This window comes from Streptomyces flavofungini, assembly GCF_014650815.1.
In the GTDB taxonomy this organism is placed as follows: domain Bacteria; phylum Actinomycetota; class Actinomycetes; order Streptomycetales; family Streptomycetaceae; genus Streptomyces; species Streptomyces flavofungini.
The window spans coordinates 173370-192546 of sequence record NZ_BMVR01000006.1 but is presented as its reverse complement, the minus strand read 5'-3'; the positions used below and the strand labels follow the sequence as shown (position 1 = coordinate 192546).

General features: G+C 72.2%; 17 protein-coding genes. 11 read left to right on the top strand and 6 right to left on the bottom strand.

What is annotated here, in order from left to right; genetic code table 11:
* Positions 1-52 precede the first annotated feature (52 nt).
* Complete coding sequence (locus tag IE274_RS17335; RefSeq protein WP_190117041.1) at positions 53-1321, bottom strand: MFS transporter; 1269 nt, start codon at positions 1319-1321, stop codon at positions 53-55.
* Positions 1322-1567: 246 nt separating this feature from the next.
* Between IE274_RS17335 and aroQ the strand changes: the two genes are divergently transcribed.
* Positions 1568-2029, top strand: a complete 462-nt coding sequence (gene aroQ / locus IE274_RS17330) for a type II 3-dehydroquinate dehydratase (RefSeq protein ID WP_190116681.1) — start codon at positions 1568-1570, stop codon at positions 2027-2029.
* A gap of 19 nt (positions 2030-2048) precedes the next feature.
* Here aroQ and IE274_RS17325 read toward each other — a convergent pair whose 3' ends face one another.
* Together IE274_RS17325 and IE274_RS17320 are read right to left on the bottom strand one after the other, a co-directional pair.
* On the bottom strand, positions 2049-2705 hold the full coding sequence (locus tag IE274_RS17325) for an MBL fold metallo-hydrolase (protein ID WP_190116680.1): 657 nt from the start codon (positions 2703-2705) through the stop codon (positions 2049-2051).
* A gap of 10 nt (positions 2706-2715) precedes the next feature.
* On the bottom strand, positions 2716-3441 hold the full coding sequence (locus tag IE274_RS17320) for a maleylpyruvate isomerase family mycothiol-dependent enzyme (RefSeq protein WP_190116679.1): 726 nt from the start codon (positions 3439-3441) through the stop codon (positions 2716-2718).
* A gap of 237 nt (positions 3442-3678) precedes the next feature.
* On the opposite strand from IE274_RS17320, the gene uvrA reads away from it, so the two are divergent.
* Entirely contained in the window at positions 3679-6717 is a 3039-nt protein-coding gene (gene uvrA, locus IE274_RS17315) for an excinuclease ABC subunit UvrA (RefSeq protein ID WP_190116678.1), read from the top strand.
* A gap of 187 nt (positions 6718-6904) precedes the next feature.
* Positions 6905-7696, top strand: a complete 792-nt coding sequence (locus IE274_RS17310) for a crotonase/enoyl-CoA hydratase family protein (protein ID WP_190116677.1) — start codon at positions 6905-6907, stop codon at positions 7694-7696.
* An 18-nt stretch (positions 7697-7714) separates the two neighbouring features.
* On the opposite strand, the gene IE274_RS17305 is transcribed toward IE274_RS17310, so the two are convergent.
* Positions 7715-8284 (bottom strand): YceI family protein, encoded by a 570-nt coding sequence (locus tag IE274_RS17305; protein ID WP_190116676.1) that lies wholly within the window; start codon positions 8282-8284, stop codon positions 7715-7717.
* A 113-nt stretch (positions 8285-8397) separates the two neighbouring features.
* Between IE274_RS17305 and IE274_RS17300 the strand changes: the two genes are divergently transcribed.
* Positions 8398-9258, top strand: a complete 861-nt coding sequence (locus tag IE274_RS17300; RefSeq protein ID WP_190116675.1) for a helix-turn-helix transcriptional regulator — start codon at positions 8398-8400, stop codon at positions 9256-9258.
* 132 nt (positions 9259-9390) lie between these two features.
* On the opposite strand, the gene IE274_RS17295 is transcribed toward IE274_RS17300, so the two are convergent.
* Entirely contained in the window at positions 9391-10377 is a 987-nt protein-coding gene (locus tag IE274_RS17295; protein ID WP_190116674.1) for a carbohydrate kinase family protein, read from the bottom strand.
* Between the two features lie 228 nt (positions 10378-10605).
* Between IE274_RS17295 and IE274_RS17290 the strand changes: the two genes are divergently transcribed.
* Entirely contained in the window at positions 10606-11025 is a 420-nt protein-coding gene (locus IE274_RS17290; RefSeq protein WP_190116673.1) for a Rieske (2Fe-2S) protein, read from the top strand.
* 105 nt (positions 11026-11130) lie between these two features.
* On the opposite strand, the gene IE274_RS17285 is transcribed toward IE274_RS17290, so the two are convergent.
* Positions 11131-12102 carry a hypothetical protein gene (locus tag IE274_RS17285; RefSeq protein WP_190116672.1) on the bottom strand — a complete coding sequence of 324 codons (972 nt, stop codon included), beginning with the start codon at positions 12100-12102 and terminating at the stop codon, positions 11131-11133.
* Positions 12103-12333: 231 nt separating this feature from the next.
* On the opposite strand from IE274_RS17285, the gene IE274_RS17280 reads away from it, so the two are divergent.
* The 6 genes from IE274_RS17280 to whiA all read left to right on the top strand — a co-directional run bounded on the left by IE274_RS17280 (position 12334) and on the right by whiA (position 19136).
* A complete protein-coding gene (locus IE274_RS17280; protein ID WP_190116671.1) occupies positions 12334-12981 on the top strand; it encodes a papain-like cysteine protease family protein in 648 nt (215 codons plus the stop codon).
* Positions 12982-12986: 5 nt separating this feature from the next.
* Entirely contained in the window at positions 12987-13931 is a 945-nt protein-coding gene (locus tag IE274_RS17275) for a hypothetical protein (protein WP_229909610.1), read from the top strand.
* A 162-nt stretch (positions 13932-14093) separates the two neighbouring features.
* Complete coding sequence (gene uvrC / locus IE274_RS17270; RefSeq protein WP_229909609.1) at positions 14094-16211, top strand: excinuclease ABC subunit UvrC; 2118 nt, start codon at positions 14094-14096, stop codon at positions 16209-16211.
* Positions 16208-17143 (top strand): RNase adapter RapZ, encoded by a 936-nt coding sequence (gene rapZ, locus IE274_RS17265; RefSeq protein WP_190116670.1) that lies wholly within the window; start codon positions 16208-16210, stop codon positions 17141-17143. Before uvrC ends, rapZ begins: the two co-directional genes overlap by 4 nt.
* Positions 17140-18156 carry a gluconeogenesis factor YvcK family protein gene (locus tag IE274_RS17260; protein WP_190116669.1) on the top strand — a complete coding sequence of 339 codons (1017 nt, stop codon included), beginning with the start codon at positions 17140-17142 and terminating at the stop codon, positions 18154-18156. Before rapZ ends, IE274_RS17260 begins: the two co-directional genes overlap by 4 nt.
* Positions 18147-19136, top strand: a complete 990-nt coding sequence (whiA, locus tag IE274_RS17255) for a DNA-binding protein WhiA (RefSeq protein WP_190116668.1) — start codon at positions 18147-18149, stop codon at positions 19134-19136. The genes IE274_RS17260 and whiA overlap by 10 nt, the downstream gene beginning before the upstream one ends.
* Positions 19137-19177 lie beyond the last annotated feature (41 nt).

Below are 19177 nucleotides of genomic sequence, written 5' to 3'. Positions count from 1 at the left end.
GCGGTCGTCCGTGCGGGCGTACCGGCTGTCGTACACGGACACCGCGTCCGCCTCACCCCGTCACCGGCACCACCGCCTCCTTCCGCACCGGCCGCGTCTCCGGCAGCAGCGCGAAGCACCCGAGGCTCAGCACCGCCATCGCCGTCAGATACGCGGCCACACCCCAAGGAGTGCCCTCGCCCCGCGCCACCGCGGTCGCCACCATCGGCGTGAGCGCGCCGCCGAGGACACCGGCCAGGTTGTAGCCGACGGCCGCCCCCGTGCAGCGCACCCGCGGCTCGTACAGCTCCGGCAGATACGCGGCGACCACGGAGAACATCGTGACGAACGCGAGCAGCGCCACCAGGAAGCCCAGGAACATCAGGAACGGCTCACCCGTGGCCAGGAGGGCGACCATCGGGAACATCCACAGGGCGACCCCCGCACACCCGGCGAGGCACATCGGCCGCCGCCCGTACCGGTCGCCCAGCATGGCCGCCAGGGGCGTCAGCGCGCCCTTGACGACGACGGCGGCCATGATGCACGCCAGCATGACCGTACGGCTCACGCCGAGGCGCTCCACGCCGTACGAGAGCGACCACGTCGTGACGGCGTAGAACACCGCGTACCCGACGGCGAGCGCGCCCGCCGTGAGCAGCACGAGGCGCCAGTGGCCGCGCGCCACCTCGACGAGCGGTACGCGCGCGTGCTCGCGCACCTGGAGGAAGTCCGGGCTCTCCGCGAGCGAGGCCCGCAGCGCGATCCCGGCCAGCGCGAGCACCCCCGCTCCCCAGAACGGAATCCGCCATCCCCAGGACGCGAACTGCGCCTCCGTGAGCGTCGCGGACAGCGCCAGCGTCACGCCGTTGGCCAGCAGGAACCCGATCGCGGGCCCGACCTGCGGGAAGCTCGCCCACAACGCCCGCCGCTCGGGCGGCGCGTGCTCGGCGGTCAGCAGCACCGCCCCGCCCCACTCGCCGCCGAGCCCCACGCCCTGCACGAACCGCAGCACCAGGAGAAGCAGCGGCGCGGCCACGCCGATCGTGTCGTACGTCGGCACGCAGCCCACGGCGACGGTGGCAAGTCCCGTCAGGAGCAGCGAGATCACCAGGACGGGCCGCCGGCCGCGCCGGTCACCGAGGTGCCCGAAGAGCACGGAGCCGAGCGGCCGGGCCACGAAGCCCACTCCGAATGTCGCGAACGCCGCGAGAGTTCCCGCCAGCGGGGAGAACGTCGGAAAGAACAGCGGCCCGAGCACGAGGGCCGCCGCGGTGCCGTAGATGAAGAAGTCGTAGAACTCGATGGCCGTCCCGGCGAGCGACGCGGCGGCGAGCCGGGGCAGCGAAGGGGCCGTGGGCTGGGCTGCGGGTGGGGATTCTGACGGAGAGTCACTGTTGTGCACGGTGCGTCAACTACCCGGTGTGACAGGCGGTTACGGGGGCGCGCGGGAGGCCGAGGGCGCGCCGGAACACCCGGTGACGCGCCCCACCCGCGGGCGGCATGGTGCCCGGCGGCGTACGGCTCGGCTCACCGCGCCCGCAGCGTGATAGACCGTCCCTGAGCAGCAGTCCGACGCATGGAGGTCCCTGTGCCCCACACTCTCGCCACCGCCCCGGTCCTGATCCTGAACGGCCCCAACCTGAACCTCCTGGGCCGTCGCCAGCCGGAGATCTACGGCACCGACACCCTCGCCGACGTCGAGGCGATGTGCGCCAAGGCGGCCGCGGCGCACGGCGGGACGGTCGACCTGCGGCAGTCCAACCACGAGGGCGAGCTGGTCGACTGGATCCACGAGGCACGCGAGCACCACGTGGGCATCGTCATCAACCCGGCCGCGTACTCCCACACGTCGATCGCGATCCTCGACGCGCTCAACACCTGCGACGGCATGCCGGTGGTGGAGGTTCACATCTCCAACATCCACCAGCGCGAGCCGTTCCGGCACCACTCGTACGTCTCGCAGCGCGCGGACGGCGTCATCGCGGGGTGCGGGGTGCAGGGGTACGTGTTCGGGGTGGAGCGGGTGGCGGCGCTGGTGGGGCAGGGCTAGGCCTGCCCCACCAGCGGGGTCACCAGCCTCGTGCGCGCCACTCCGCGACATGCGGCCGCTCCGCGCCCAGCGTGGTGTCCTTGCCGTGGCCCGGGTAGACCCACGTCTCGTCCGGCAGCGTCCCGAAGAGCTTCGTCTCGACGTCGTCGATGAGGCTCGCGAACTTCTCCGGGTCCTTCCAGGTGTTGCCGACGCCCCCGGGGAACAGGCAGTCGCCGGTGAAGACGTGCGGGGGGCCGTGCGGGTCGTCGTAGACGAGGGCGATCGAGCCCGGGGTGTGGCCCACCAGGTGCCGGGCGGTGAGCGTGATCCGGCCGAACGTGATGGTGTCGCCGTCGTCGACGAGCACGTCCGTCGGCGTCGGGATGCCCTCGGCGTCCTCGCGGCCCGCGTACGTGCGCGCGCCGGTCGCCGCGACGACCTCCGCGAGCGCCTGCCAGTGGTCGCCGTGCTGGTGGGTGGTGACGACGGCCGAGATGCCGTCGGCACCGATGAGCTGCAGCACCGTCTGGGTGTCGTTCGCCGCGTCGATCAGGAGCTGCTCGCCGGTGGCCCGGCAGCGCAGCAGATAGGCGTTGTTGTCCATCGGGCCGACCGCGACCTTCGAGATCATCAGGTCCTGCAGCTCGTGCACGTCCGCGGGCCCGCCGACCTTCACCACTCCGCTGTACGTCATGCGGCTCAGCCTATAGCGGGGGCAGGGCGGGCAGGGAGCCGCCGTCGGCGGTCAGCGCGGCCCCGTCGCGGCGCCCGGCGAGCCAGCCGAGGAGGTCCGCCTGGCGGCCGCTGACGGTCACGTCGACCGTGCGCTCGTAGCCCTCCCGTCCCTGCTCCAGGGTGACGTCATCGACGGCGCCCGTGGCGAGCACGCGGCCGTCGTCCTGCCGGATGGCGAGCGCGGGCAGGGCGGGGTGGTTCCGGAAGCGGTGGGCGAGGAAGTCGATCTCCCGCTGGGTGAACTCCGCGGAGAGGTCCTCCAGCTCGTAGCCGACGCCGAGGTCCACGTGGTGCAGCTCCACCTCGATCCAGCGCCGGAAGGGCACGTTGGCGGCGGAGTCCTTGACGCCGTTGCGCAGCTCCACGGTGCGGGACCAGTCCGCGGGAGCGGCGCCCTCCTCCTGGAAGCGGGCAGCCGACGCGCGCAGGTCGGCGAGCTGCACGTCCAGCGGTCGCGGCGCGTCCCGCTCGATGTCGGCGTCCCGCGCGTCCCCGCTCACGTACATGGGCCGCCCGGCCAGAACGTTCACCAGGGCGTCGGCGTTGCGGGCGACGTGGGCGAGGACGTGTCCGCGCGTCCAGCCGGGAAGCCGTGACGGCTCGGCCGTCGAAACGTTGTTCAATGCGGCGGCTGCGGCGAGCAGCCGATCGGTCGCGTCACGTACAGACGCCAGGTCGCGCACATGATCATTCATGGACCTGACGATAGCTCCGCCACACGTTCGGGTGAAGGCGGTGGGCAAGGCCCGCAAATCGAATGTCCGTGCTATAAGGTCGGTTGCGGCATCGGGCATCCTAGGTAGTCCGGGTTTCATCGACCTCCGGGTCGCGAACCAGAGAATCCGGCCCGGCGTTGTCAGTGGGTCGCCCTAGTCTGTGAAATGACGGGGGCCCCGCCCCTGTCACTTCTCTCAAGAAAGGTGCGGACCGGCGTGGCCGACCGTCTCATCGTCCGTGGCGCGCGCGAGCACAATCTCAAGAACGTCTCGCTCGACCTCCCGCGTGACTCCCTCATCGTCTTCACCGGTCTGTCCGGGTCCGGCAAGTCCTCGCTCGCGTTCGACACGATCTTCGCCGAGGGCCAGCGGCGCTACGTCGAGTCGCTTTCGTCGTACGCCCGCCAGTTCCTCGGCCAGATGGACAAGCCGGACGTCGACTTCATCGAGGGGCTGTCCCCGGCAGTCTCCATCGACCAGAAGTCGACCTCGCGCAACCCGCGCTCCACGGTCGGCACCATCACCGAGGTCTACGACTACCTGCGGCTGCTGTTCGCGCGCATCGGCAAGCCGCACTGCCCCGAGTGCCGGCGCCCGATCTCCCGGCAGTCCCCGCAGGCCATCGTCGACAAGGTCCTCGAACTGCCCGAGGGGAGCCGCTTCCAGGTCCTCTCGCCGCTGGTGCGCGAGCGCAAGGGCGAGTTCGTCGACCTCTTCGCCGACCTCCAGACCAAGGGCTACAGCCGCGCCCGGGTGGACGGCGCGACCATCCAGCTCTCCGAGCCGCCCACGCTGAAGAAGCAGGAGAAGCACACCATCGAGGTGGTCGTCGACCGCCTCACCGTGAAGGACAGCGCCAAGCGCCGCCTCACGGACTCCGTGGAGACCGCCCTCGGCCTCTCCGGCGGCATGGTCGTGCTCGACTTCGTCGACCTCGCCGAGGACGACCCCGAGCGCGAGCGGATGTACTCGGAGCACCTCTACTGCCCGTACGACGACCTGTCGTTCGAGGAGCTGGAGCCCCGCTCCTTCTCCTTCAACTCGCCCTTCGGCGCCTGCCCGGACTGCACCGGCATCGGCACCCGCATGGAGGTCGACCCCGAGCTGATCGTCCCGGACGAGGACAAGTCGCTCGACGAGGGCGCCATCCACCCCTGGTCCCACGGCCACACCAAGGACTACTTCGGCCGCCTGGTCGGCGCGCTCGCCGACGCGCTCGGCTTCGCCACCGACATGCCCTGGGCGGGCCTGCCCCAGCGCGCCAAGAAGGCCCTGCTGCACGGCCACAAGACCCAGATCGAAGTGCGCTACCGCAATCGGTACGGCAGGGAGCGGGTCTACACCACCGCCTTCGAAGGCGCCGTCCCCTTCGTCAAGCGGCGGCACAGCGAGGCCGAGAGCGACGCCAGCCGCGAGCGCTTCGAGGGCTATATGCGCGAGGTGCCCTGCCCCACCTGTGCGGGCACCCGCCTCAAGCCGATCGTCCTCGCCGTCACGGTCATGGACAGGTCCATCGCCGAGGTCTCCGCGATGTCGATCAGCGACTGCGCGGACTTCCTCGCCGAGCTGAAGCTCGACGCCCGTGACAAGAAGATCGCCGAGCGGGTCCTGAAGGAGGTCAACGAACGACTGCGCTTCCTGGTCGACGTCGGCCTGGACTATCTCTCGCTCAACCGCGCCGCGGGCACCCTCTCCGGCGGTGAGGCCCAGCGCATCCGCCTGGCCACGCAGATCGGCTCCGGCCTGGTCGGCGTGCTGTATGTCCTGGACGAGCCGTCCATCGGCCTGCACCAGCGGGACAACCACCGCCTCATCGAGACGCTGGTCCGGCTCCGCGACATGGGCAACACCCTGATCGTCGTCGAGCACGACGAGGACACCATCAAGGTCGCCGACTGGGTCGTCGACATCGGTCCGGGCGCGGGCGAGCACGGCGGCAAGGTCGTGCACAGCGGCTCCCTGAAGGAGCTGCTCGGCAACGACAAGTCGGTCACCGGGCAGTACCTCTCGGGCAAGAAGGCCATCCCGGTCCCCGACCTCCGCCGCCCCGCCGACCCCACCCGGCGGCTCACGGTGCACGGCGCCCGCGAGAACAACCTGCAGGACATCGACGTCTCCTTCCCGCTCGGCGTCCTCACGGCGGTCACCGGTGTCTCCGGATCCGGCAAGTCCACGCTGGTCAACGACATCCTCTACACCCACCTGGCCCGCGAGCTGAACGGCGCCAGGTCCGTCCCCGGCCGCCACACGCGCGTGGAGGGCGACGATCTCGTCGACAAGGTCGTGCACGTCGACCAGTCGCCCATCGGCCGCACCCCGCGGTCGAACCCGGCGACGTACACCGGAGTCTTCGACCACGTCCGCAAGCTCTTCGCGGAGACCACGGAGGCGAAGGTCAGGGGCTATCTCCCCGGGCGCTTCTCCTTCAACGTCAAGGGCGGCCGCTGCGAGAACTGCTCCGGCGACGGCACCATCAAGATCGAGATGAACTTCCTCCCGGATGTGTACGTCCCCTGCGAGGTCTGCCACGGCGCGCGGTACAACCGCGAGACCCTGGACGTGCACTACAAGGGCAAGTCCATCGCCGAGGTCCTCGACATGCCCATCGAGGAGGCGCTCGGCTTCTTCGAGGCGGTGCCCGCCATCGCCCGGCACCTGAAGACCCTGCACGACGTGGGCCTCGGGTACGTCCGGCTCGGCCAGTCCGCGCCCACGCTCTCCGGCGGCGAGGCCCAGCGCGTGAAGCTGGCCAGCGAACTGCAGAAGCGCTCCACGGGCCGCACGGTCTACGTCCTCGACGAGCCGACCACCGGTCTGCACTTCGAAGACATCAGCAAGCTGATCACGGTCCTGTCCGGCCTGGTCGACAAGGGCAACACGGTGATCGTCATCGAGCACAACCTCGACGTGATCAAGACCGCGGACTGGGTCGTCGACATGGGTCCGGAGGGCGGCAGCGGCGGCGGCCTCGTCATCGCCGAGGGCACCCCCGAGCAGGTCGCCGGAGTCCCGGCCAGCCACACCGGCAAGTTCCTGCGGGACATCATCGCCGCCGACCGCATCAGCGACGCGGCGGTGCCCCCGGCCCGCAGGAGCACGAAGAAGACCGCCGCCAAGAAGACGGTGGCCTCGAAGTCGGCACCCACGAAGACCGCCGTCACGAAGTCGACGGTCACCAAGTCGGGGGCCACGAAGAAGGCGGCGGCCAAGAAGACCCCCGCCAAGAAGACGGCGACGAGGACCCGCAAGGCCTGACCCCGAGCGTCCGTCCGGCCGTCGTCCGCGGCATCGTCCACGGCCACGTCAGCGCGTCGCCCCTCGCCGGGGCGGCGCGCTGACGCCTTGTTGGGGGACGCGTCGCCGTGGTCGGCTACGGGACGGACGTACCGCGACCGGCCGAGCCGGTCCCCAGGCACCCACCGCGACCCAGGAGGCGTACGACATGTCTGTCGCAGCCGACCCGCCCGTACGGAGCGAACGGAACGGAGCCGTCACCACCGTCGTCCTGGCGCGCCCCCAGGTGCGCAACGCCGTCGACCGGCCCACCGCGCGGGCCCTCGCCGAGGCCTTCCGGGCCTTCGACGCCGACCCGGAGGCGGCGGTCGCCGTGCTGTGGGGCGAAGGCGGCACGTTCTGCGCGGGCGCCGACCTCAAGGCGCTCGGCACCCCGGACGGGAACGAAGTCGCCGAGGTGGACGGGAAGAGCGACGGGCCGATGGGGCCCACGCGGCTGAACCTGTCCAAGCCCGTCATCGCCGCGGTCTCCGGACACGCCGTCGCGGGCGGCCTGGAACTCGCCCTCTGGTGCGACCTCCGGGTCGCCGAGGACGACGCCGTGCTCGGGGTGTTCTGCCGCCGCTGGGGCGTGCCGCTCATCGACGGCGGGACGGTACGGCTGCCCCGGATCATCGGGGAGGGGCGCGCCCTGGACCTCATCCTCACCGGCCGCCCCGTCGACGCGGCGGAGGCGCTGGGCATGGGCCTTGTCAACCGCGTCGTACCGAAGGGCACCGCCCGCGCGGCGGCCGAGCAACTCGCCGCCGAGATCGCCGCGTTCCCCCAGACCTGCCTGCGGCACGACCGGCTCTCCGCCCGCGAGCAGCACGGACTGCCCGAACAGCAGGCGCTCGCGGGCGAGTTGGCCCACGGCCTGCACGCCCTCGGCGAAGCAGCCGAAGGCGCCGCGCGGTTCGCCGCCGGAGCGGGACGGCACGGCGCCTTCGGGACGGGCTGAACCTCCCGGGGCCCAGCCCTACGCGTCGCCCTTGCCCGGCTCCAGGAACTGCATGTCGAGCTGGATCTTCACGGCCTCGCCGAGCATGCCGGGCGCGAACGTCAGGCCGTACTCGCTGCGGCGGATCTCGCCCGTCGCCTCGAAACCGGCGTGGCGGGTGTCGCCGAACTCGCCGAGCCCGCCGAACTCCACGGCCAGTGACACCGGGCGGGTGACATCGCCGATGGTCAGCTCGCCCGCCATCGTCCAGTCCTCGCCGGAACCGGAGATCCCGGTGGAGCGGAACGCCATCGTCGGGCGCTTCTCCACGTCGAGCAGGTCGGAGGCGCGGACGTGCGCGTCCCGGTCCGGGTTGCCGGTGTCGATCGACGCGATGGCGATGGTGGCGTTCACCGCCGTGGTGTCGAGGGTCGCGCCCACCACCAGCTCCGCGTCGAACTCGGTGAAACGGCCCCGCACCTTGGAGATGCCCAGGTGGCGGATGGTGAAGTTCACGGCGGAGTGCATCGGGTCCAGCGTCCAGCGGCCCGCCGGGAGCGGCAGGGCGGTGGGGGCGGCAGCGTCAGTGGTGTTGGTCTCGGTGGTCATGCCGTTCACTCTGGGGCGGCCGTCGAGCCCGAGGAAGGCCGGGCGGAGACTGGTAGTGGCAGGGCCACGATCAGGGGCGGCGACCCCCGGGATCACCCTGATACGTTCGAAAGGTGAGCGAGAACGAGCTGGGAGCCTTCCTGCGCGCCCGCCGCGAGGCCGTCACCCCCACCGAGGTGGGCCTGCCCAGCGGCTCGCGCCGCCGCACCCCCGGACTGCGCCGTTCCGAAGTCGCCACCCTCGCCGGAATCAGCGTCGAGTACCTGACCCGCCTCGAACAGGGCCGCGACCGCAACCCGTCGCCGTCCGTGCTCGGTTCGCTCGCCGACACGCTGCGCCTGACCGTCGAGGAGCGCATCCACCTGCGCCGCCTGGAGAAGGCGAGCAACGGCGCCGACAACCCGTGCTGCGCCGCGGCCCCGCCCCCGGCGCTGTCCGTGCGCCCCACCGTGCGGGCCCTGGTCGACCGCCTCGAACCCACCCCGGCCGTGCTGCTCAACCGGCTCAGCGACATCCTCACGTACACGACGGGCTACGAGCGCGTCGCCCGCCCCCTGGGCCTGCTCGACGGGGACCGGCCCAACCTGCTGCGGTTCGTCTTCACCGACGAGCGGGCCCGGGCGGTCTTCCCCGAGTGGGACCGTGTCGCCGACGAGCAGATCGCACACCTCAGAAGCGAATCGCCGATGATCGACCCCCATGTGGTGCAGCTCGTCGACGAGTTGACGGTGCTCGCCGGGGCGCCGTTCTCCGACCGCGTCGAGGCCGTGCCCGGTCTGCCGCGCCGCAGCGGCGTGGAGCGCCTGACGCACCCGGAGGTGGGCGCGCTCCGGCTGTCGTACGAGACGCTGGCACTGCCCGACGTCGACGGCCAGCGCCTCCTCGTCCACCTCCCGGCCGACGACGCCACGTCGGCGGCGCTCGACCAGCTCAACGGCCGTCAGCCGGGGGGCCTGCGCGCGGTCAGCGGTTAGGGCCTGTCCGATGGGTCGGCGAGGCCCTGGAGCGCGCGGGCAGCGGTCACCGGTCGCGGCAGGTGGTTGCGGTCAGCGCCAGCGGTCAGCAGCCAGGGCGAGCGGAACGGCTCCGGACGGTACGGGGCCGGCTCAGCGGTCCGCCCCCGCGCCCCCGGCCAACTCCCGTGCGTACGGCGGCTCCGCCCCCGCCCGTGAGCAGGTGAGCGCCGCCGCGCGCGCCGCGAACCGCAGCACCTCCGCCCAGGCGTCGCCCCCGAGCCCCCCGGCCGCCCGTGCCGACAGCGCGTCCCGTGCGGCCAGCGAGTGCAGCAGCGCCGCGTTCACCGTGTCGCCCGCGCCGATCGTGTCCACGACGTCGACCGGAACGCCCGGCACCGAGACCTCGCCGCCGTCGCGCGTGAAGACCGACAGGCCGTCGCCGCCCCGCGTCACCACCACGGCCGCCGGGCCCGACGCCAGCCACTCCTCGGGCGTGCCGCCCAGCCAGCGGGCGTCCTCCTCGGACAGCTTCAGGAGCGCCACCGACGGCAGCCAGCTCTTGAACCGGGCGCGGTAGGCGTCCGCGTCGGCGATGAGGCCGGAGCGGATGTTGGGGTCGAGGGCCGTGAAGACGCCACGGGCCGCCTCGCGCCGCATCAGCTCCTCGTACGCGCTCGCGCCCGGCTCCAGGACGAGCGAGCAGGTCCCGAACGACATCGCCCGCACGCCGTCCGGGATCCGGCGCGGCACGGCGAAGAGCCGGTCGGCGGTGCCGTCCACGTAGAAGGAGTACCCGGCCGAGCCGTCGGCGCCGATCGAGGCCACGGCCAGGGTCGTCGGCTCGGCGCCGCGCTGGACGTACGACACGTCGACGTCCGCCGCCCGCAGGCTCGCGAGCAGCGCCTCGCCGAACGCGTCGAGCGAGACGCGGGAGCAGAAGGCGGTGGGGGAGCCGAGGCGGCCGAGCGCGACGGCAGTGTTGTACGGCCCGCCGCCGAGGCGGGGCGCGAGGGCGGGCAGGGCGGGGGTGCGGCCCGGGGTGGAGCCCGCGTCGGTACCGCGCCCGTCCGCCGGACTGTCGTGCGCGGCGTCCTGGGGCACGAGGTCGATGAGGGCCTCACCTGCGACGACTATCACTGACGGTTCCTTCCCGGCGATCGGCGTTCGGGGCTCCGGCCTTCGGGCGTCCCGGCGGTCGGGGGCCCGGCGGGTCCGGCGTCCGCCTGCGCACAGGCTAGAGCCTGACCCGGTGGCTGCGGCCGACGCGGGCGGCACTCGGGCACCCCCGAGCCCCACCCGGTCACGTGAGAGTCCACCGGTAAGGTCATGATTCGTCGCCGAACCAGCCTGACCTGTGGAGACTCCATGCCCGGCACGTCCCCCGCCCGCCGCACCGTGCTGCGCGCGGCCGCCCTCGCCCCGGCCGTCGGACTCGGGCTCACCGCCTGCTCGTCCGGCGGCAGCGGCAGCCGCTCCGCGCCGACCGAGCCGGTGGACCTGGGCGCGGCCGACGAAGTGCCGGTGGGCGGCTCGAAGCTCTACACCGACGAGAACGTGGTGGTCAGCCGGATCGCCGACGACGAGTACAAGGCGTTCAGCAGCATCTGCACGCACGCGCGGTGCCCCATCGAGAAGCTCCAGGGCTCCCGGCTGACCTGCCAGTGCCACGGCAGTCAGTTCGACGCGAGGAACGGCAAGGTGCTGCACGAGCCCGCCGTGACGCCCCTGGAGGAACTGCCGGTGAAGGTGGCGGGCGGCAAGATCGTTGCGGGCCCGGGAGCCTGAGACACCGGCGCCCCGAGCGCCAGGCCACTCCCGGTCCCACCCGGTGCCCCCGGTCCCACCCGGCGCACCCCCGGTCCCACCCGATTCACCCCGCCCCCACCCGGTTCACTCCCAGTCCCACCCGATCCCGATGAGCCCGGCCCGCACCTGCGGTTCCACCAGGTGCACCGACCGATGGCTGCCGCTCAGCGTCAGCTCCCGCAGGCCGAGGCGAGGCGCGGCCGTCGACCGTTGCGTGAAGCGGTGGCAGCGCACGGGCAGGTTCTCCTCCGCGAAGCGGACCTGGAGGGCGTACTGGCCACCGGTGAAGCTGAAGCCGCGTACGTACTCGGCGCTCGCTCCCGCCGTGCCGTCCTCGAAGCCGTAACAGAACAGATGGGTGTCGCCCGCGCGCAGCCGGGCGTCGAACAGCAGCTCCGCGACAAGGACACCCGTGTCGTGGTGCCAGCGAACCCGCCCCGTGCGGCAGTTCTCCAGGGCCCGCACCTCCATCCGCTCCGGGGTGCAGCCGGGGTCTCCGTGGTGGATGGCCAGATAGCGGTCGATGCCGTCCGTGTGGGCGCGTACGACGTGCTGGGAATCGCGTCCCACCAGCTCACGGTGGGCGCCTATGCGGATGCGCTCGTGGTGGCCGACGGTGTGCAGACCGCCGTCGAGCGGGGACTCCAGGTCCGCGAGGAGCGACTGCAGGACGTCGGAGGCCTCCACCAGGGAACGGTACGAACGCGCGGCGGGACGCTCCGTGTTGATACGATCCTCGGCCTGGGCGAGGAGCCGGATGAGGGATTCGTCCGGCAGCTGCAGGATCTCCTCCAGGGCGCGTACAGCCCGTAGCGACTCGGCGCGCTGGGGGCGCCGCGCACCCTGCTGCCAGTAGCTCAGGCTGGTCACGCCGACGTGCACGCCCGCGCGGGCGAGATGGTGGCGCACCCGTTGCAGGGGCAGGCGCCGGGCGGCGATCGCGGCGCGCAGGGCGACGTGGAACGGGCCGGTGCGCAGGGCGGTGGCGAGGTCTGCCGGGGTGTCGTCCGCGAGGGGCGTCGCGTGGGGCGTTGCGTGGGGGGTGACGTTCCGCACCGCAGGTCCTTTCTGTGAACGTTCACTCCGGCCGTGCGGGTATACGCCCCGGTCGAAGCGGGTGGCCAGGTGAGCGCGCGACCGGCGTTCACAGATGTACGCCGTTGTTCACGCTTCAAACCATGCCGCATTGAAGCGTGTTGACCTGCACTGGACAACACCTGATGCTCAATCGCAGCGTCCGGACGCGCTCCTCCACATCCCACCCCCACTCCGCTCGGGAGGAACGCGATGCACCACTCCACCCGCGGGTTGAGCCGTCGCAGACGGCTGTCCGCACTGGCCGTCGCCGCGGCGGCCTTCCTCGCCGTACCGGCGGCCACCGCCGCCGCGGCACCGCACGACACGTCGTCGACCGTCGCTCCGGCCGCCTCGGGAGCGGCCGACCCGTCGGTCCTCGCCGCCAAGCGCCTGAACATCACCATGCAGGCGCAGCAGAAGACCAACTGGTGCTGGGCCGCGGCGGGCAACACCATCGCCACGTACCTCGGCAAGAACTACAGCCAGAACCAGTTCTGCAACGCCGCCTTCGGCCGCAACCAGAACACCGAGTGCCCCAACAACCAGGCCACCCTGGGCAACGTCCAGACCGGCCTCCGGTGGGCGGGCATCAACTCCGGCTCGTACGTCACCGGCTGGCTGCGCTACCCCACCGTGCAGTCGGAGATCGACGCGAACCGGCCGATCGAGACCCGCATCCAGTGGTCCAACGGCGGCGGCCACATGCACGTCATCTACGGCTACGACACCGCCAGCAGCTGGGTGTACTGGGGCGACCCATGGCCCTCCAGCGACCGCTACAACTGGGCGTCCCACGACTGGTACGTCAACAACAACACCTTCTCCTGGACCCACTCGCTGTACCGGATAGGGGCGTGAGAGCGATGACCCGTCACGTTTCCCCGGAGTCCGCCGCATCCGGTTCGCTCGCATCCGGTACGTCCGTATCCGGTACGTCCGGCTCCTTCGGTACGTCCGGTCGCGTGCTCAAAGCCGTGCTCGCGGGCTCGACCGCCGCGCTGCTCCTCGGCCTCGCGGCCCCGCACGCCTCCGCCGACTCCGGTCCGGCCGCGCGACCCGCGCCGCCCGCGCCGTCGGCACCCTCGGACGCCTCTCGCGGTGCCGCCCACGACGCGGCCGAGGCACCGAAGACCCTCGACACGCTCTCCCGCTTCTTCGCCCGCGAGGGAGCCGTCACCAAGGCGGCGGCCGAGCCGCGCGTGGCGGGCGACAAGGCCGTACCCGTCTACTACTTGTCGCCCGACTTCGTCGCGGGCAAGAAGGACGCGCCCGTCGCCCGCATGGAGTTCCTCGCCAGCAAGGCGGTCTCGTCCGACGGCCAGGAGGCGTCCCTCTGGTCGGTACGACAGGGGGGCTCCTGGAAGATCGTGAACATCGCCACCGGGGACGACGAGACCCGCTACGCGCGCGTGGGTGCCGACAAGCTTCCCGGAGGCACCGTTTTCCACGAGCCGCAGATCAACGGCTGGTACGTCACCAAGGGGACGCGGGTGCTGCCCCTCGACAAGGACGCGGTGCGTGCGGTCGGCGCGGAGGGGACCTCGACCGACGCCTACCGCAAGCGCGTCCACAAGGCGTACGGGGACAAGCTGCCGGGGTCGGCCTACGCCAAGTCCGGCAAGGCGGGTGGGTACGCCGAAGAGCCCGCGGCCACCTCGGCCAAGGCGGGCGGGGCGCCTGAGTCCGCGTCGTCCTCCTCCGACGGGGCGATGACCGTGGCCTCCTCGGTCGCCGGAGCCGGGGCCCTGGTCGCCCTCGGCCTGTCCGGCGCGGCCCTGCTCCGGCGCCGCTCCCGCCGCCTGAGCTGACCCGGCCCCGGCCTCCGGCCGGGACATCCCCCCCACCCGCCCGCCCCGCACAGGGCGGGCGGGTGGGGACTTCCCGCGGGCGGCCGGAGCACGAGGCCCGCCATGCCCGTGCCACCCAGCCGCAGACACTGACTGTCACCCCCCGCCAGTAGGCTGTCCGACATGGCCGACCCTTCCAGCTACCGCCCCAAGCCGGGACAGATCCCCGACTCGCCGGGGGTCTACAAGTTCCGCGACGAGCACCGCCGGGTGATCTACGTCGGGAAGGCCAAGAGCCTGCGCCAGCGCCTGGCGAGCTACTTCCAGGACCTGGCGAACCTGCACCCGCGCACGGCCACGATGGTGACGACGGCGGCGTCCGTCGAGTGGACCGTCGTCGCCACGGAGACGGCCGCGCTGCAGCTGGAGTACACCTGGATCAAGGAGTACGACCCGCGCTTCAACGTCAAGTACCGCGACGACAAGAGCTATCCGTACCTCGCGGTGACGATGAACGAGCAGTTCCCGCGCGTGCAGGTGATGCGCGGTCAGAAAAAGAAGGGCGTGCGCTACTTCGGTCCGTACGGCCACGCGTGGGCGATCCGCGACACCGTGGACCTGCTCCTGCGCGTGTTCCCCGTCCGCACCTGCTCCGCCGGCGTCTTCAAGAACGCCGCCCGCACCGGCCGCCCCTGCCTGCTCGGCTACATCGGCAAGTGCTCGGCGCCCTGCGTGGACCGCGTCTCCGCCGAGGAGCACCGCGAACTGGCCGAGGACTTCTGCGAGTTCATGACGGGCCGCACGGGGACGTACATCCGCCGTCTGGAGCGGCAGATGACGGACGCCGCCGAGGACATGGAGTACGAGCGCGCCGCGCGGCTGCGCGACGACATAGACGCCCTGCGGAAGGCGATGGAGAAGAGCGCCGTCGTCCTCGCCGACGCCACCGACGCCGACCTGATCGCCGTGGCGGAGGACGAGCTGGAGGCCGCCGTCCAGATCTTCCACGTGCGCGGCGGACGCGTCCGCGGCCAGCGCGGCTGGGTCACCGACAAGGTCGAGGCGGTCACCACGGCCGACCTCGTGGAGCACGCGCTGCAGCAGCTCTACGGAGAGGAGACGGGCGACGCCGTCCCCAAGGAGGTGCTGGTCCCCGCCCTGCCCGACCCCGTCGAGCCGGTCCAGGAGTGGCTCACCCAGCGCCGCGGGTCGAACGTGTCGCTGCGTATCCCGCAGCGCGGTGACAAGAAGGCCCTCATGGAGACCGTCGCGCGCAACGCCCAGCAGTCCCTCGTGCTGCACAAGACCAAGCGCGCCTCCGACCTCACGACCCGCTCCCGCGCCCTGGAGGAGATCGCGGCCGCCCTGGAGCTGGACAGCGCGCCGCTGCGGATCGAGTGCTATGACATCTCGCACCTCCAGGGCGACGACGTCGTCGCCTCCATGGTCGTCTTCGAGGACGGCCTCGCCCGCAAGAGCGAGTACCGCCGCTTCCAGATCAAGGGCTTCGAGGGGCAGGACGACGTCCGCTCCATGCACGAAGTGCTCACCCGGCGCTTCCGGCGGTATCTGGCCGAGAAGGAGAAGACGGGGGAGTGGTCTCCGGAGGAGGCGCAGGAGAGCCTGGTGGAGGAGGACGGGCGGCCCAAGAAGTTCGCGTACCCGCCGCAGCTCGTCGTCGTCGACGGCGGCCAGCCGCAGGTCGCCGCCGCCCAGCGGGCCCTGGACGAGCTGGGCATCGACGACATCGCGGTCTGCGGCCTCGCCAAGCGCCTCGAAGAGGTCTGGGTGCCCGGCGAGGACGACCCGGTGATCCTGCCGCGCACCAGCGAGGGGCTGTACCTGCTGCAGCGGGTGCGGGACGAGGCGCACCGGTTCGCGATCACGTACCAGCGGTCGAAACGGACCAAGCGCTTCAAGGCGAGCCCGTTGGACGCCGTGCCCGGCCTGGGCGAGGCTCGCAAGCAGACGCTGATCAAACACTTCGGTTCGGTGAAGAAGCTCCGGTCCGCGACGATCGACCAGATCTGCGAGGTCCCGGGCATAGGCCGCAAGACGGCGGAGGCCGTCGTCGCGGCCTTCGCCCAGGCCGCTCCGGCGGCCCCCGCGGTGAACACCGCGACTGGAGAGATCATGGAAGAGGAGGAACTCGCGACGGCGGGTGACTCCGGCCACGGCGAGGAGCCCGCGCACGCGGGAGACTCGCCCGGCGACGGGCCCGACACGACCGGGGCCCGGAGCGACAGCACGGCGCCCACGCGCGTGGGCGCCGCACGGACACGACGGGGGATGGAGACATGAGCGAGCACGACGAAGGCGGAGAGCAAGTGAGTACGGGCACGACCATCGAACCGGGCGAAGCCGCAGAGGCGGCCATTCCCGAGCTGGTGATCATCTCCGGGATGTCCGGCGCGGGCCGCTCCACGGCCGCCAAGTGTCTGGAGGACCTCGGCTGGTTCGTCGTCGACAACCTGCCGCCCGCGCTGATCCCCACCATGGTGGAGCTCGGCGCCCGGTCCCAGGGCAATGTCGCGCGCATCGCGGTCGTCGTCGACGTCCGCGGCCGCCGCTTCTTCGACAACCTGCGCCAGTCCCTCGCGGACCTGGAGTCCAAGCACGTCACCCGGCGCATCGTGTTCCTGGAGTCCTCCGACGACGCCCTGGTGCGCCGCTTCGAGTCGGTGCGCCGCCCGCACCCGCTACAGGGCGACGGCCGCATCGTCGACGGCATCGCGGCCGAGCGCGAGCTGCTGCGCGAGCTGCGCGGCGACGCCGACCTGGTCATCGACACCTCCAGCCTGAACGTGCACGAGCTGCGCGCCAAGATGGACGCCCAGTTCGCGGGCGACGAGGAGCCCGAGCTGCGGGCCACGGTCATGTCCTTCGGGTTCAAGTACGGCCTGCCGGTCGACGCCGACCTCGTCGTCGACATGCGCTTCCTGCCCAACCCGCACTGGGTCCCGGAGCTGCGCCCCTACACCGGGCTCAACGAGGAGGTGTCGGCGTACGTCTTCAACCAGCCCGGCGCCAAGGAGTTCCTCGACCGCTACACCGAACTGCTCCAGCTCATCGCCGCGGGCTACCGCCGCGAGGGCAAGCGGTACGTGACCATCGCCGTGGGCTGCACCGGCGGCAAGCACCGCTCCGTGGCCACCTCGGAGAAGCTGGCCGCCCGCCTCACCGCCGCCGGGATCGAGACCGTCCTCGTCCACCGGGACATGGGGCGCGAATGAAGCCCAACCGCCGGGTGCTCCGCCTGAACCGCCTGGGCCGCAAGCGGGGCACCCAGCCCAAGGTCGTCGCCCTCGGCGGCGGCATGGGCCTGTCCGCGTCGCTCGCCGCGCTGCGCCGCATCACCGGCGACCTCACCGCCGTGGTGACGGTCGCCGACGACGGCGGCTCCAGCGGGCGCCTGCGCGCCGAGCTGGGCGTGCTGCCGCCCGGTGACCTGCGCAAGGCGCTGGCCGCGCTGTGCGGCGACGACGACTGGGGCCAGACCTGGTCCCGCGTCATCCAGCACCGCTTCCAGTCCCGCGGCGACCTGCACGAACACGCCGTCGGCAATCTGTTGATCGTCGCCCTGTGGGAACAGCTCGGCGACCACGTCCAGGCCCTGGACCTGGTCGGCAGGCTGCTCGGCGCGCACGGCCGGGTGCTGCCCATGTCGGCCGTGCCGCTGGAGCTGCAGGCGCTGGTCAAGGGCCACGACCCGGACCGCCCCGACGACGTGGACACCGTCCGCGGCCAGGCCACGGTCGCGCTCACCCCGGGCGAGGTGCAGTCCGTGCACGTCGTCCCGCACGACCCGCCGGCCGTGCCGGAGGCCGTTGCCGCCGTCCTTGACGCCGACTGGGTGGTTCTCGGCCCCGGATCCTGGTTCTCCTCGGTGATCCCGCACCTGCTGGTGCCCGAGCTGCTCGACGCGCTCACCGAGACCAAGGCCCGCCGGGTCCTCTCGCTCAACCTCGCGCCGCAACCCGGAGAAACCGAAGGGTTCTCTCCGCAGCGTCATTTGGAGGTTTTGGCCCGACACGCCCCTAAACTCGCCCTGGACGTGGTGCTGGCCGACGAGGCCGCCGTGCCCGACCGTGGATCCCTGACCGACGCCGCCAAGCGGTTCGGCGCCACGGTGGAGCTGGCGCCGGTGGCCCGGCAGGACGGCAGCCCCAAGCACGACCCGGAGCTGCTGGCCGCCGCGTACGACCGTATTTTTCGGATGCATGGAAGGATCGGCCCATGGCGATGACGGCAGCGGTGAAGGACGAGATCTCCCGGCTCCCCGTCACCCGGACCTGCTGCAGAAAAGCAGAGGTCTCGTCGATCCTGCGCTTCGCGGGCGGCCTGCACCTGGTGAGCGGCCGCATCGTGATCGAGGCGGAGCTGGACACCGCGATGGCGGCGCGCCGCCTCAAGCGGGACATCCTGGAGATCTTCGGGCACAGCTCGGAGCTGATCGTGATGGCCCCCGGCGGCCTGCGCCGCGGCTCGCGCTACGTCGTTCGGGTGGTCGCGGGCGGCGATCAGCTCGCGCGCCAGACCGGCCTGGTGGACGGCCGCGGCCGGCCCATCCGCGGCCTGCCCCCGCAGGTGGTCTCGGGGGCCACCTGCGACGCCGAGGCGGCCTGGCGCGGGGCGTTCCTCGCGCACGGCTCGCTGACCGAGCCCGGCCGCTCCTCCTCCCTGGAGGTGACCTGCCCGGGCCCGGAGGCGGCGCTCGCGCTGGTCGGCGCGGCCCGGCGGCTGCAGATCGCCGCGAAGGCCCGGGAGGTGCGCGGCGTGGACCGCGTCGTCGTCCGGGACGGGGACGCCATCGGCGCCCTGCTGACGCGGCTCGGCGCCCATGAGTCGGTGCTCGCCTGGGAGGAGCGGCGGATGCGCCGCGAGGTCCGGGCCACCGCCAACCGCCTGGCCAACTTCGACGACGCCAACCTGCGCCGCTCGGCCCGCGCCGCCGTCGCCGCGGGCGCCCGGGTGCAGCGCGCCCTGGAGATCCTGGGCGAGGAGGTGCCCGAGCACCTGGCCGCCGCCGGACGGCTGCGCATGGACCACAAGCAGGCCTCCCTGGAGGAGCTGGGCGCGCTCGCCGACCCGCCGCTGACCAAGGACGCCGTCGCGGGCCGCATCCGCCGCCTGCTCGCCATGGCCGACAAGCGGGCGCAGGACCTCGGCATCCCCGGCACGGAGTCCAACCTGAGCGAGGAGCTCGCCGACAACATGGTGGGCTGAGGCGTGGCGGTCTGACACCGCCGCACACCCCGGAAGCCGCC